Below are 14,512 nucleotides of genomic sequence, written 5' to 3' on the forward strand. Positions count from 1 at the left end.
AATTCACTTTTTAAAATGAAAGTTTATTTCTTTTTTATCCGCTCACCATAGCAGATCTTTGAACGCCCTCTCACTATGTAGCTCTGTAAAATTGAATTGAATGTCAAACTCACACCCTAATTAGTGATATCACCCGCAAATATCGTTGTCGTCGGTTTTTCTCCTCCTTTCTACTCCCCCCTAATAATACTTGGGGCGGAGGACGCGTTCTCTCCTTGTTCGCCATATTCTGTGTCTCGTGGAACAAAAAACTCTGAATCTTAAAATTAGTGCTTTTATAGGTAATTACTGCCTTGTTACCTGTAAGAGCCCACTAATAAAAAAGAGAAGAATTATAAATTAATCGTTAAGGAGATAACGATGTCTTTGAAAAAACTAAGCGTAATTGCTGCTGCAGTGGGTGTGGCTTTAACAACTGGTACGGCATTTGCTGCAGGAACAGATACAGTAGATGATGGTTGGGAAGTTCATGGCTACATGTCTTCAAATGTACGTCAAGTGGACGGCACTACTACTGATAATGAATTTGGTAAACCAAATTATGCCTCTGCAGGTACTTCAGGTAAAAGCACTAACCAAGTAGAGTTCACAGTTAAGAAGCACACTGAATATGAAAGCGGAGTTTGGGCTGATTATGTAGTGCGTACTGAATACGGTAATGGTAACTCTTACGCTTATTCGTCTTCTGGTTCACAAAAAGAGAATTCAGAAGCACAATTTGAAGTTAAAGAAGCCTATGTAGAGCTAGGTGGCGTGCTGGGTGAAGAGACTTCAGTTTGGGGTGGTCAACGCTTCCTAAACCGTTCTGCTGGTATTCTTTCTGGTGAGTTTTGGAAACAATCTTCAGGTATTGGTGCTGGTGTTCAAACTAAGTTAGCCGGTCATACAGCGGGTGTTGCTTACGTAATGGCTGACCCTGATGCGGGTAAAACAACGCACGCAAACCCACGTGAAACGCTATCTTCGTTAGACTTTTACTTCTACGGTGTTGATGTTGGCTTTGGTAAACTGGATTTTGACCTAAAGTACATGACGCAAGCAAATCAAGGCGACAAGAAAACGTCTTGGGGTTCAGACAGTGCTGAAACAGGGTTCGGTGGTAGCATTACTCTGAACACTAGCTACTATGGCTTAGATGGTTGGACTCAAACTGGTATTGGTTACGGTAAAGGCATCGCTTCAAACCGTGGTTCAAACTTTGGTGGCTGGTCTGGCGACTTTGGCGAGGATTCTACGGGTATCTTTGCTACATCGTATGGTGTGTTGAACATTAACGACACAGTACAGCTAGGTACTGAAGTTACTTACTTCAATAATGACAATTTTTACGGTCAAGACAACGTAACTCGTTTAATGATTGCAGCTCGTCCATCTGTAAAAATTAATGATAACTTGCGTTTCGAAGCCACAGGTTCTATCGGTATTGAAGACTTAACTGATGGTGCTGCATGGGGACGTAAAGATAAGAACACGTTTAAAATGGTTGAAGTTGCGCTGCCAATCACAGCTAACTCTGACTACTTTGGTCGTCCACAAGTTAAGCCATATGTTGCTTACTACATGACTGACGAAGGTAGCCAAGGTGGCCTGGGTATGACTGATAAAACTGAAACAGTAATCGGTGTTCATACTGAAATCTGGTTCTAAACCAGTTAATATTTAAGGCAAGCCTATGGGCTGCCTTTTTTGCTTTAAATCATCAACCGATAGTGAGATAACAATGATGAATAATAAACACTCGTTTATCGCCGTAATTTTAGGAACTTTACTTGCTGGTTGTGCTTCCGATAAGCAAGTAAACATCGAGCTTGAAGCTCCTACAAATTCTGAGATTTGTTGTTCTACTTATTCTGAGTTCCCCTACGCTCAGCTTAACGACAATGAAGATCTAAAATTCGAAATCGACTTAGCTTCACCTGTTGCGCGCTTCGCTAAAGGCAATAGTCATTTTTCAGCATTTAGATTCAGCGATCGTTCGAAAGACGTTCAGGTAACATTATCGAGCTTGTTCATTGATGATAGCATTTTTGCTCCTCAAGCCATTTTGTTGGATCAATCATTTAATGTAGTAAGAACGATTGAATTATCTGACTTTCAAACATTGCCATCCGATGCATTTACGAGAACACGATATATCACTCGTTTTACCATTGATGCAAGTCAAGCGCCCTACCTTGTTATTTCGACCCCAGCGGACATGTTAGGAACAAAAGTAAAAGTGGAGCACCCAGCGAAAGTAAGAGCGAAAGAGTTTGGTGAAGTGATGCCTATGGCCATTGACCCAGTATATACTCATCAGCTCGGTGGTACTCTCGAATTGGAAGTGAAAACTTTAAAGTTACGTCCATTCCGTAGTGAGCAGAAAACAGCTGAAGTCGTCGCAGGAAAGAACCAAGCCAAGTCAGTTATTCAAGTTCAGCCTGAAACACAAGATTTTTATATTTCAGCTATCCAAGATGCAGTAAAGGCGGGTGACCTTCCTAAGGCTCTTAGTCTATTAGATGAAGCTAAAGCATTAAATATTGATGGAGCTCAAGAGGCATTCGTCACGGCAGTAAATATCAACAAGTAGAGACGTCATTATAGTCGGGTTACTTTAAAGGAGCTGAAATCAGCTCCTTTTTTAATTGTTTCGTTAGTTAAGGGGAAAGGCTAATCCTGTGAGTCAGTCAGATTGAGAGCAACGATTTTATTGTACATATAGTTCGTTCGTTCAAGTGCCATATGTTTTAGCTCATCGTTAGGTGATGCAAACGAAAGGTTCTCTAATAAATCGAATGACTCGGCGTGTGTTTTGAGTGCTGTTACGCCTGATCTATTACATTGGTAGGTGCTATCGTTTTTATTGATAACGATCTGTAATCTCTCACTGAGGCTGGCGATGCAAAGTAGAGCTTGATCATTTGCTAGTGTTAATTTCAAGTGAAGATCGATCTCATCGACTGGATCCGTTGGAGTCACGCTAAAAATTATCTTGCTCCCATCATCTTCGTAGTGTATCCAAATGCTGTTTGATCTCCCTAAAGGGACACTGGCATCGAATTTAGTCCATTGCGTAGGAATATGCGGTTCGAGATATATACGGTCATTAGTTAATAATGGTTTATAACCTAAATAGTCTTGTTGTGCGTTACGTGCAAATTCAGACACTGACCATGCTTGAGAGAACGTCCCACTTTCAATTAATTTCTTTGGATTCAATTGATAAGCATTGAGATTTTCACTCATAGTACCTCTATGGCCCTGAGAGAGGATTTGGTCGGATAAATTTTTAGAGAATTGATACGCAAAATCTTGCTGCTTGAACCTTGTCAACGCGCTGACGGTAAAGCCAGCATTCCAGCCCCAGATAGTACCGTTATGATAGGCCGCATCTTTATGGTACTGATTTTGGTTGTCATGGAACGGATGGAAATCTTCATGGTTTTGGCTTAAAGAGCAAATTCCCCACGGAAAAAGAAGCTCATCAACACAATTTTTAATCATGTATTGCGCAACTTCATTGCTAACCAGTTTTTTCTGATTTGGGATCGTTAGAATCATTAATTGATTTGGGCGAGAGCTATAATTAGCAACATCGCCTGTTTGTAAGCAGTCGGCTAGCCGTTGCTTATCATGGTCCCAATACTTGGTGTTAAAGTTTCTATGTACTTTATTTGCAAGGTCTTTCCAGTGCTGTTGATTCGTCTCGTCTCCTACAAGGGAAGCTAGGGTGATCGCTGACTGTAAACTTTCAAACCAAAGCGCTTGGATATCATTTGCTTTCGGACCCCGCGCAGACCAAGGTAATTTACCTTCAATTTTTGCATCCATCCAAGTGTCTGGATCACGATGAGTCATTAATCCATCATCGGCGAGATAGTTCATTTCTATCCCTTCAATAAAGCGTTTAACAACAGGGTAGATGGAGTGGATAAACTCAGTATCGCCACTGTAATTTAAGTACTCCATTATTTCTCGAACCATCCATGGGGTTCCATCCGTCGTATTATAAATTATGTTAGTTTTACTGGTCACACGGTTCGGAATTCGTCCGTAATTGAGTGATGCCTTATCCATCATTTGCATGCCTGCAAAATTTTCAATAATGTGTTTTGCTTCTTCTAACATGCCGTTTATTAGGCTGGTTCCCGATAGAGCGATAAAAGTATCTCTGCCCCAGCAGTCTTTAAACCAAGGTAAACCTGCCCAAATCCCTTTACCAAACTCTTTGTTCACAAAAGATCGGCTTGCCAACCGAGCCCACATGACGGAACGGTTATATTGAAGGTCATTAGTCCATAAATAGTTTTTGGTTGTTAGGAAGTCATACAGGTGTTTTTTGTGATGCAAAAATGCATGGTCTTGCGCTGCACTTTTGGCTGTTTGTATCGCTTCATCTCGTGTGGTTGAAAATGATAGGTAAACGGTCAACTCTTTCGTCGGTTTTTTACTGGTCAGTCGTAAACATAGAGTATCTTTACTGGAAGAAAGCAACGTATCGACTAATGGTGACTGCCCTGCCTCTTCGTTAATATCTATGGGTTGATTCGCTGATATAGCAACGAATTGTTCGCTTCCTGCTGGTATGTATTGTTTGTCTATTTCGCATATCAGGCACCCGTCTATAACCTGTAATGTGGAATTTCGTTTGCCGATATTTAACTCGGGTAAGATTGCTAATTTAGTTTGTGAAGCGCTTTCAATGGCTAAGCAGGCTAAACGCTGCCCTTGAATCACACTTAATCTATCTGTTGATTGAGAGTCCGAGTAGTCATGTTCGATACCATACGGTAGTAATCGAGCTTTTCTCGCTTGTTGTTTGTTATTTGCATGCCCATTTACGAAGCTCAGAAAACCACCGAGTATCCACCCTTTTTGATGACGATATTTACCACTATTGGTGATCGCGTGCGTGCGTCCTTCATAGTACCCATCAACATTATCACCGAATACAAATGGATAACTTAAGACGTCTTCGATAGCTAAGTGACGATATAACTCGTTTGGTGAAACGGCTCGGGTGGTGTACTGCCAGTTAGGAACAGTATTTACCTTAGCTGTTAACTCGGATGAGAAAATGGCACGATCAACGTCTTCTATAACAGCGTTATTTTTTCTGGTAAGCCGTAATGTTGGAGTCTGGTGCGAGAGATCTAACGTAATAGTAAACAAACCTGCTTTTGTTACATTTATCAATAAATCATTACTGACGTCATGTGCTCGCGCTAGATCAAATACTGTATCAAGAGGGCAAGGGGCTGATTTGAGGTCGATGTTTGAAAAAGTCCAATCAGGAGTCCCATCAAAATTGGAAATTTTAAATCGATGCATGTCTGAAGATAAACACATGGTTCCTTCAAAGGTATGATTGGTGATCTTTATCATTGGAGTATCTAGGCTCCAACCATTGAAAGAGCCTTTAACGTACAGAGTTGGTTGTGAATTCATGGTAATTGTCCATATAGGATCGGTGATAACTAAGTCATGTAAAAAGTGGGATTATGCTCAATGAGCTTAACTGCATTTGTAGACGTTAACTTCGGAAGGATTGTGAGGTGAATGTATTGCGTCGCGTCGTCTATAGCTGCGGCTAGCCATTAATCGTCGTTTCCCTATTGATGTGGATGAGGCAACTTTTGATTTTTATCTTAAAATATTAGCTTGAGTTAGCTTCTCTGGGAAATAGGTGAAATGGTGATGCTATAGTTATTATCTATATCTCTAGTTTGCAGAAGTGAGCGAAATAGCGTTATTGACGATATTGAGCGATTTTTAGTTGTCTGAAGTGTGAACGGAATCAGGAACAAAATCTCGCGTGTGTCGAGTTCAGTGCATATAACAGGGTAAGGCGGTATGCACTGAACCAAAGACGATTCATGACTATGGACCTATTTTTCAAGTTAGGTGAAGGAATGACGTACTTCTACTAAGTCGAATCAGTACAAATATTAAATCCTCTTCTAGATCAGCCAGTAACCCATTTCTACGCTGAATCACGTTAGCTAAATGACAACCCCCTTCAATATTCAGAGCTAAATTGTTTAATAAACTCCCCCTAATACCGTTACACTATAGGGGATATAAATCTTATACAGTGACCTATGAATATAATTACCATTGCGATTGGTGCCGGTGCTATTTCACTCCTATTGGTTGTGATATGGATGTTTTCTTTGTCGGCGAAAAAAAAGCGAGAGCAAGCAGAGAAAATTGCCAGAGAAGCAGCCTATCGTAAAGCGATGTTGGCGGCGCGTGAGCGCGAAAGTCAGGAACGAATATACAAAGCAGAAACTGGTCACGTGCCAACACAATTATTCTTAGCCAAAGAGGCGGAGTCGCACAACTTGAGAGAAGCTCTGCATTGGTATGAGCGAGCCTCTCTTGCCGATAATGAAATAGCGATGTACAGCATGGTTCGTTTGTGTGAAAAGCATTCAGAGCACCCAGTACTAAAGCTAAAATCTAAATATTGGCAAAAAGTAATTGAAGCTCGCGGTGGTGATAAACACGCTCAGTTTGAAGCTGGTTTATGCCTACTTAAAGGTCTCGGCGTCGAGCAAAACATTGACGCTGCCATCACGATGATCGAAGAAGTCGCCAACGATGACATTATCGATGCGCAGTTATATATGGGCGATTGGTGTGTTGCAGAGTCAAACCCTAACCCCAATCCTTTGGCATCTGCAGAGTGGCACTATAGAGCCGCAAAACTAGAGTCGATTGAAGGGATGGTACGCTTATCCAATAATTATGAGAAAGGGATTGGAGTGGAGCAAAGTTTTGTCAGGGCATCCTATTGGCTAGAAGTCGCCGCTGAGACAGGCAGTGGACGTGCACAATATCGGGCCGGTGAATTATGGGCAAAAGTGGACACCGACCATGGGTATGCGCTTTCTTATATTTGGTTTTACCTTTCAGCACAATTTGGTTATGAACCTGCGAAAAAGCGTCGAGATGATATATCAAGTAAGATTGAAATAGACTCCATTGTTGGTTTACAAGGCGTCTCTAAGCCAATACTCGTGCGGATGAAAGAGAATAAAATCAAGAAGCACTCCGTGATAAAAGCGCTGAACAAGATGTACAAACGTGAGGCGTACTTTCCTGATGTCGATGGTGATGAATTTATGATGCCGCCGTCTTCTTTGGAGGTATCGGAGGTGCAAAAAGGATCAGACCAACCAACTAAAGCGGCGTCCTCGGATTATAGTCAAGGGATGCAGCAAACCTCCTCTTAACGTTTCTGGCTACTTGATATCGACTCATAACAAAACTAACGCATTAAAAAGCCCGCATACTGAAAACAGTAGGCGGGCTTTTTTATTATGGTGCTTTTAATTAATCATTATCATCATTTGATCCGATGAGCAGTGACTAAGTTACCACCATGACTAGGCGTTTTGTTTGGCTTCTTCTGCTTGGCAAACGGCTGCTGTGAATACAACATCGGTTGAGCTGTTTAGCGCGGTTTCCGCAGAATCTTGGATAACACCGATGATAAAGCCCACCGCAACGACCTGCATTGCGACGTCATTGGAGATACCAAACAGGCCACATGCGAGCGGAATAAGAAGCAGAGAGCCTCCAGCAACGCCTGAAGCACCACAAGCTGATACCGCAGCAACAATGCTAAGCAATAGGGCCGTCATAATATCGATTTGAATGCCCATCGTATGTACAGCAGCAAGCGTTAGCACGGTAATCGTGATGGCTGCGCCACCCATATTAATGGTTGCGCCCAAAGGAATAGAAACCGAATACGTGTCTTCGTGAAGATTCAGTTTTTTACACAAGTTCATGTTTACCGGAATATTAGCCGCACTTGAACGTGTGAAAAATGCCGTTACGCCACTTTCTCGTAAGCACTGAAATACGAGCGGATAAGGGTTTTGACGTGTTTTGAAGTAAACCATCGCAGGGTTAACCACAAGTGCCATAAATGCCATTGAACCAAGCAATACCATTAGCAGCTGCGCGTAACCCATAAGGACACCAAAGCCTGTTGTAGCAAAGGTTGCTGCAACTAAACCGAAAATACCAAATGGTGCCAAACGTATGATGAAACGTACGATTTGAGATACGCCCTGGCTTAGGTCTTCAAACACAGCCTTAGTGGTATCTGAGGCATGATGAAGTGCTAAACCTAGCGCGACAGCCCATGCAAGAATACCGATGTAGTTTGCGTTCATCAGTGCGTTTACAGGATTGTCTACCAGCTTAAATAACAACGTATGCAGGACTTCTGCAATGCCCTGTGGCGGTGTTGCACCTTGAGCGGAAGCAGCAAGTGTTAAAGTGGTTGGAAATGCAAAACTCATTACAACGGCTGTAAGAGAAGCAAAAAGAGTACCTGCTAGGTAAAGCCCGATGATAGGGCGCATGTTGGTGTGTTGGTTTTTCTTTTGGTTGGCTATGGAAGCCGCAACTAGAATGAAAACCAAAATAGGTGCAACGGCTTTCAAGGCTCCTACAAAGAGGCTACCCAATAGTTGAGCGCTAACGGCGGTTTCTGGTGAGAAGATCGCAAGCATAACACCAAAAAAGATGCCGAATAAGATTTGGTAGACCAAGTTACCATTGGCAAACCTCATCAGCATAGATGAATTATTATTCATATCAGTCCCTGTACTTTTTAAATTGTAGTCGTATTCTCTCTACAAGAGGAGAATCGTGGCTATGATAGCGCTAATGGTGAATTTGTCTATAAAGTGGTTAAAATTTATCTTTTATATAAGGCTTAGGTTAATAGGTTTGGAGTTTAATGTTGATCTAATGATCCATTTTGAATGATATCGATGATACCGATTTGTTACTAGAACGATGGGTCGTTATAAAAAAGACAAAATATATTTAATTATGCATCTGGTTGAATTTAATGCAAAATCAAGTTGATGGTTATTTGGGCGAGGGTTGAGATCGCCAATTCGTAACAATTCTCATCTAAATAGCGTCTATGCTTAAGTCATAAAAACTAAAAATAAGCAGGCTTTCAGATGGCATTATCTCGTGGCTTATTGAACATCAAGACTAGGCTAGGTCTTGCAAAACAATTGCTTATAGGGCTTTCCTTGATTGGGAGCTTGTTTGCAATTACATCAACATTGGCGGAATCATTTTGGGATTATCAGCGGGGGATCACACGAAGTGACGCTGTGATATCTTCTATTGATTCACACTACTTACCTCGATTAAAGCAGAGTATTATTACTGCTGATAAGTATCAATTGGAACTGATTGCCAAAGAGCTTTACAGCTTGCCGGAAATTCAGTCTCTGACCGTATTCAACAATTGGCATGAACTGGTTAGCTTAGGTGTTGGTTCAGCATCAAGCCAAGCTATTACGTGGCCCATTTTGACGGCGAATAATGCAGGCATTAAGACCGTTAGTGAAATAACGGTTAATCTGGCTTCACCGTTATCCATGGCGACGGATTTTGATCATCTCAGGCGTATTTTCTCGACTCAAGCCCTACTCGCTATTTTCATTTTGTTTGGTTTCTATCTTTATGTGAAAAAAAGCATTATAGCTCCGATGAGGGAGTTAGCGTGTCATGTTGGTGAGATGGATACCGATGGCCTACCTAAAACGATAAAATTGCAATCTCGCATTTTTAAAGACGAAGTTACCCTTTTTAATCAAGGTTATAACAACTCTGTTGAGACAATCCGAAATACATTCGTAGAAGTGTCAGATCGTTGCTTGGAGGCTGAAGAGGCGAAAAAGCGAAAAAGCGAGTCTATGGCGACGGTAAGCCATGAAATTCGAACTTCTCTAAATGGCGTGTTTGGGTTGATTAGCTTGCTAAAAGAGAAGCCGAGTGAAATTGAGCTTAAAGAATATATCGGATTGCTACAGAACACCGCCGAGAGTCTGCAAGATCTGGTGAATGACATTCACGACTTATCTCAAATTGAAGTTGGTGAATTGTCTTTGTCCTCAGGCATGATCAATATTGCTGAGATGGTTGAAGATATCGATGCCTCTTTTAGGAGAAGAGCAACGGAAAAAGAGCTCTTATTTCAGTGTACGGTGGACTCCAGTATTAACCCTCAACTAGTCGGAGACAAAGCGAGGCTGCGCCAAGTCTTGAGGAACTTGGTAAGTAATGCAGTCAAATTTACGGAAAACGGCTATGTGCTGTTGGATATACAGCATTTGGCTTACGATGATGACTCCGAAACATTGCTAATCGAGGTGAAAGACAGCGGTATTGCCAAAGAGCAGCATGAGACTATTTTTGAGCAAGCTTTTTGTGAAGACAGTGAGGGGCGCACTTGTCGCAAAAATACCGGTATTCGGTTGGGGATCTCTCGTCATTTGGTTCGCCTTATGGGGGGAGACCTGAAAATTGACAGTGAGCCTGGTTTAGGGAGTCATTTTTTCTTTACCTTGCGATTGGCCACTCACCAAGATACGCAAACGAAACACGAGCAGAATGAAGAAGCATTACCTAGAGTTCTTGTGGTTGATGACAGCCCATTTAACATGAAGATTACATCGCTGCAGTTGTCTAAAATGGGGCTGGATGTCCATAGTTGCGGTGATGAAACGCAGGTTATAGACCTATTGGCAGAGGCTCAACGAGAGGATCAGCCTTTTCAACTTATCGTGTTAGACAAGAACATGCCCCAGATTGATGGCGTAGATCTTGCGGCTTCGTTGCAGCAAAAACTGTCCGAGCCTATTCCGGCTGTACTGATGATTTCTGCCGAAGTATTGGATTATCAAGATTTGAAACCCCACGGTATAGATAGCTACTTGAGTCGGCCCTATCGTGGTGAAGAGTTGGAGCAGCAGGTCGTCGATTTGTTGCGTCCGGTCGTGGATCAGTACGTAGGTATGCTACAAGATAAACAGCCCAGTTCCCGTGACAGTGCGATTCAAATCTTGCTGGTGGAAGATCAACTGTCAAACCAAGTGGTGATGAAAAAAATGTTGCAGAGATTAGGGGTCGAAGTCGATATCGCCAAAAATGGTCGGATTGCGGTTTCAAAATGCGCAGTAAATTATTACAATCTTGTCTTTATGGACTGCCAAATGCCGATTATGGATGGCTTTGAAGCAACGATGTCGATTAGAAAAATGGAAATGGGCAGCACTTCTCGAGTTCCAATTGTCGCACTTACTGCAAACGTATTGGCAGAAGAAAAAAACCGCTGCTTCGAGTCTGGAATGGATGGGTTTGTTTCCAAGCCTGTTAACTTTAGTAAGCTATCTCATACGTTGCGCAGCCATATAGCGACGTTTGAATTTTTAGTCGAGCAAACGTCGTCTCCTTTTCAGACTTCACTTAGTTCCTCGGACGACAAGCAGACAACCCACCATGGCAAAATGTGATGTCCTCTTGATATAAAAATAGCGCTCATTGAGCGCTATTTTTTTGCGTTATTTATATTGGTGAACCTAAATTAGCACTTAGCACTTAGCAATTTAGTGCTTATGTTTATGCTTCATACCTTTCATTACTTTTTTAATCGGCGTCGTAATGGTTTGCGTATCACCATTTTTCATCGTGAGCGTAAGTTCAATGCTGTCGTCTTCAGCAAACGGCTTTTTAAGGTCAAAAAACATAATGTGTAAACTGCCTGGCTTTAGTGTTGCCTTGCCATTAGCGGGGACTTCGATTTCAGACACTTGGCGCATCTTCATCACGTCACCTTCTTTTACGTGGTTATGAAGTTCGACTGTTTCAGCCGCAGGCGTTGTGGCAGAAACAACGTAGCGCGCAACATCATTGTTATTGTGAAGCATCATAAATGCGGCACTTGCTGGAGCATTCGGTGGCGTGGCTCTTGCGTAAGGGTTATGAACTTCAAGAGGTTCAAGAGACGCGGCTTGTGCTAGTGGGGTCAGAAGCAAGGCGGTTAACAGTAGGGGCTTGAGTTTCATTATTGTTCCTTAATTATGGACGTCATCGCCGCAACGATTGGTGCAGGAGACAAAGTATGTGGAACTTTGGTTATTAATGTTCCATCTGGTTTAAGAAAATAGAAATAAGAGCTGTGGTCGAGTGTGTATTTCATCACTGAATCTTTCATTTCGGTTTTGCGAAATATCACGCCGTATTTGTCCGCTAACGGTTTAGTTATGTTTAATGGCGCAGACAGCCCTTCAATATTTGGATGAAAATAGTGAGCATAAGTCGCTGAATCTTCGGCACCATCTCTTTCTGGGTCTAATGAAATGAACATGGGTCTAAAATAATCTAATTGTTGTTTGTCTAGTTCATTTAGGGCACCAGCAAGCATCGCGAGCGAAGTTGGGCAAACATCAGCGCAGCGGGTAAAACCAAAATAAACAACGCGCACTCGAGGGTCGTTAGCATCAAAGATGTCGACGCTTTTATTGTCTTTTCCTGTCAATACGGGATGTACCGAAGACGCCTGTTGTTGTACTTTGTGATCCGTTTCTGCTTGTACTTTTGCTTGTTCATCAAGGTAGGCTTTAGTGCTGACACCTAATGCGAACGCGACAACAATGGCAAGAGACCAGTTTTTATTCATCGTTCCATCCTTATTGCTACATTCATTTTATGATCTTGTCCTGTAATGGTTCCTAGCCAAGTCATGCTGTCTGTCGTACATACTGGCAGCAATAATACCCCTTGGTAGATGCCTTCCTCATTTTTAGCGAGTTTGAAGCGCAACGTACCCATTTCCATTTCCATACCGCTGAGTTCCATTCGTAATTGTTCAGCATCGCTGTTTGGCCACGTGACGGAAAGTACCGTGGGTTTTAAGGGATGCAGGACATTTTGTTCAAGTTGCGCGCTCATGTCTCCTTGCGTGCAATTTTCGCTACTTAGGTAACAGTATTGAGAAAGGTCGATAGGGTCGTTAGAAGATTTTATTAATGCCAAGAAATCTTGTGCGTAGAAGCCTGTAGCAAGAGCCGCTACCACTAAAGTCATGGGCATGAGTTGTTTTGTCTGAATCATGGCGTCGCTTCCTTAGAGGACTGAAAACAGCGTATCAGCAGTCAGATAATGGCGGCGATGTTACCACAAAGTCTTACTTTTTAATGGATTAGGTTACGTTAATGTGAGGTTAGCTTTGACCGTTTACCTTTCTACAAAGGATGAGTTCTTCAAAGACGTGAGCTTTAGATTAAAAGGTTTTGTGATGTGAAGTAGAACGAATAAGAGTGTAAATTTATGTAAATTATGGGGCGTTATTTGTTGCCGTTAGATCTCCCTTATCGCTTTCAACTATATGAACAGTTTGATCTTTTCAAAAAACAGAACAAACTTTGATTAAATTTCATCCGAATAAATACGATATTAAATAATTTTCAATTCTATCAATAGCTAATACAGTGTTTACTTATCATTTTCTCTCTCCATTCCTCACAATGGCTCATTATTGTGTTATTCGTACGGTATATGAGAGTTAAGAATCGATTTGGATAATTACAGTTTGAAAGGAAATGAAGTGGAATTAGTAAAGAACAGCAAAGGCAAGGAAGACATTGTGCTGTCAGTGATCGTTCCCTATTTCAATGAGAGAACCGTGCTACCTATTCTCCATGCAAGACTGGTTAAGGTTCTTAACGAATTGCCTGATTCTTGTGAGATTGTTTATATCGATGATGGAAGCACGGATAAAAGCCATGAAATTATTGATGGATTTGATGATGAGATTACGTGTTCTCGAAGTATTGTATTGAGTCGGAATTTTGGTAAAGAAGCGGCGATGAGTGCGGGTTTAAAGTACTGCCGAGGTGAGGCTGTGATCCTTCTTGATGCTGATTTACAAGATCCTCCGGAACTCATACCCGACATGATGGCTAAATGGCGAGAAGGTTACGATGTCGTAAATATGCAGCGAAGCGAGCGCTTAGGTGAAACACGCATGAAGCGTGCATCTGCCGCTCTTTTTTATCGACTGTTGAACTCGTTAGTTAAGAATAATATTCCTGAAAATGTTGGAGACTTTCGCTTACTGAGCCGCAGAGTTGTTGATCACATTAATGAACTGCCCGAACGAAACCGATACATGAAAGGTTTGTTTGTGTGGCCAGGTTTTGATCACGCCACAATTCAATATCAGCGTGATTCTCGCTGTGCTGGTGAAACCAAATGGAATTATTTTAAATTGTTGGGGCTTGCTGTTGATGGGATCACTTCTTTCTCTATCAGACCTTTGCGCTTAGCGACTTTCTTTGGCTCCATTGTTGCTTTAGGTGCTCTCATTTTTGGCGGGTTTATTGTGGTAAAGACGCTTATTTTTGGCGAAAGCGTTTCTGGCTACCCGACAATAATGGTTGTACAGCTAGCTTTAGGCGGAATTCAGTTGTTGAGTATCGGATTACTTGGCGAGTACATCGGCGAATTTTTATTGAATCGAAAGCAAGGCCTGTCTATGTGGTTAAAAGCTTGCAAGATAGACAGTTAGCAAAAGAAGCGAAAATGCCTGTAGATTCAGCGACAAAGTAGGGTTGTTTCAATTGGTCAGCGTCAAGGCGACTTCGTTTTAAGCGAAGTTCACATAAATGTTGTATTGGTTTACTTGAATCGAGTGAAGAAAATC

Annotated in this window: 9 protein-coding genes and 1 pseudogene; 5 read left to right on the plus strand and 5 right to left on the minus strand. The window is 41.9% G+C overall.

Annotated elements, in window-relative coordinates; translation table 11 throughout:
- Positions 1-366 precede the first annotated feature (366 nt).
- Together VTAP4600_RS20095 and VTAP4600_RS20100 are read left to right on the plus strand one after the other, a co-directional pair.
- Positions 367-1,647, plus strand: coding sequence for a carbohydrate porin (locus tag VTAP4600_RS20095; RefSeq protein ID WP_172443231.1), 1,281 nt, complete (start codon positions 367-369; stop codon positions 1,645-1,647).
- 76 nt (positions 1,648-1,723) lie between these two features.
- A complete protein-coding gene (locus VTAP4600_RS20100; protein ID WP_102525458.1) occupies positions 1,724-2,572 on the plus strand; it encodes a MalM family protein in 849 nt (282 codons plus the stop codon).
- Between the two features lie 80 nt (positions 2,573-2,652).
- On the opposite strand, the gene VTAP4600_RS20105 is transcribed toward VTAP4600_RS20100, so the two are convergent.
- Positions 2,653-5,430: an amylo-alpha-1,6-glucosidase gene (locus VTAP4600_RS20105; protein WP_102524559.1), complete on the minus strand. Its 2,778-nt coding sequence runs from the start codon at positions 5,428-5,430 to the stop codon at positions 2,653-2,655.
- A 653-nt stretch (positions 5,431-6,083) separates the two neighbouring features.
- On the opposite strand from VTAP4600_RS20105, the gene VTAP4600_RS20110 reads away from it, so the two are divergent.
- Positions 6,084-7,220: a tetratricopeptide repeat protein gene (locus VTAP4600_RS20110; protein WP_145958600.1), complete on the plus strand. Its 1,137-nt coding sequence runs from the start codon at positions 6,084-6,086 to the stop codon at positions 7,218-7,220.
- A gap of 153 nt (positions 7,221-7,373) precedes the next feature.
- On the opposite strand, the gene sstT is transcribed toward VTAP4600_RS20110, so the two are convergent.
- Entirely contained in the window at positions 7,374-8,597 is a 1,224-nt protein-coding gene (gene sstT / locus VTAP4600_RS20115) for a serine/threonine transporter SstT (protein ID WP_102524560.1), read from the minus strand.
- A 378-nt stretch (positions 8,598-8,975) separates the two neighbouring features.
- Between sstT and VTAP4600_RS20120 the strand changes: the two genes are divergently transcribed.
- Complete coding sequence (locus VTAP4600_RS20120; RefSeq protein ID WP_102524561.1) at positions 8,976-11,321, plus strand: hybrid sensor histidine kinase/response regulator; 2,346 nt, start codon at positions 8,976-8,978, stop codon at positions 11,319-11,321.
- 93 nt (positions 11,322-11,414) lie between these two features.
- Here the strand turns inward: VTAP4600_RS20120 and VTAP4600_RS20125 are convergent, their stop codons facing one another.
- Genes VTAP4600_RS20125 through VTAP4600_RS20135 form a run of 3 tightly spaced genes read right to left on the minus strand, consistent with a single transcriptional unit; the run spans position 11,415 to position 12,921 of the window.
- A complete protein-coding gene (locus VTAP4600_RS20125; protein ID WP_102524562.1) occupies positions 11,415-11,873 on the minus strand; it encodes a copper chaperone PCu(A)C in 459 nt (152 codons plus the stop codon).
- Positions 11,873-12,487: an SCO family protein gene (locus tag VTAP4600_RS20130; protein ID WP_102524563.1), complete on the minus strand. Its 615-nt coding sequence runs from the start codon at positions 12,485-12,487 to the stop codon at positions 11,873-11,875. The genes VTAP4600_RS20125 and VTAP4600_RS20130 overlap by 1 nt, the downstream gene beginning before the upstream one ends.
- Complete coding sequence (locus VTAP4600_RS20135; RefSeq protein ID WP_102524564.1) at positions 12,484-12,921, minus strand: hypothetical protein; 438 nt, start codon at positions 12,919-12,921, stop codon at positions 12,484-12,486. Before VTAP4600_RS20135 ends, VTAP4600_RS20130 begins: the two co-directional genes overlap by 4 nt.
- Positions 12,922-13,414: 493 nt before the next feature.
- Here VTAP4600_RS20135 and VTAP4600_RS20140 point away from each other — a divergent pair.
- Positions 13,415-14,418, plus strand: a pseudogene (locus tag VTAP4600_RS20140) (glycosyltransferase family 2 protein).
- Positions 14,419-14,512 lie beyond the last annotated feature (94 nt).

The organism is Vibrio tapetis subsp. tapetis, assembly GCF_900233005.1.
GTDB lineage: Bacteria > Pseudomonadota > Gammaproteobacteria > Enterobacterales > Vibrionaceae > Vibrio > Vibrio tapetis.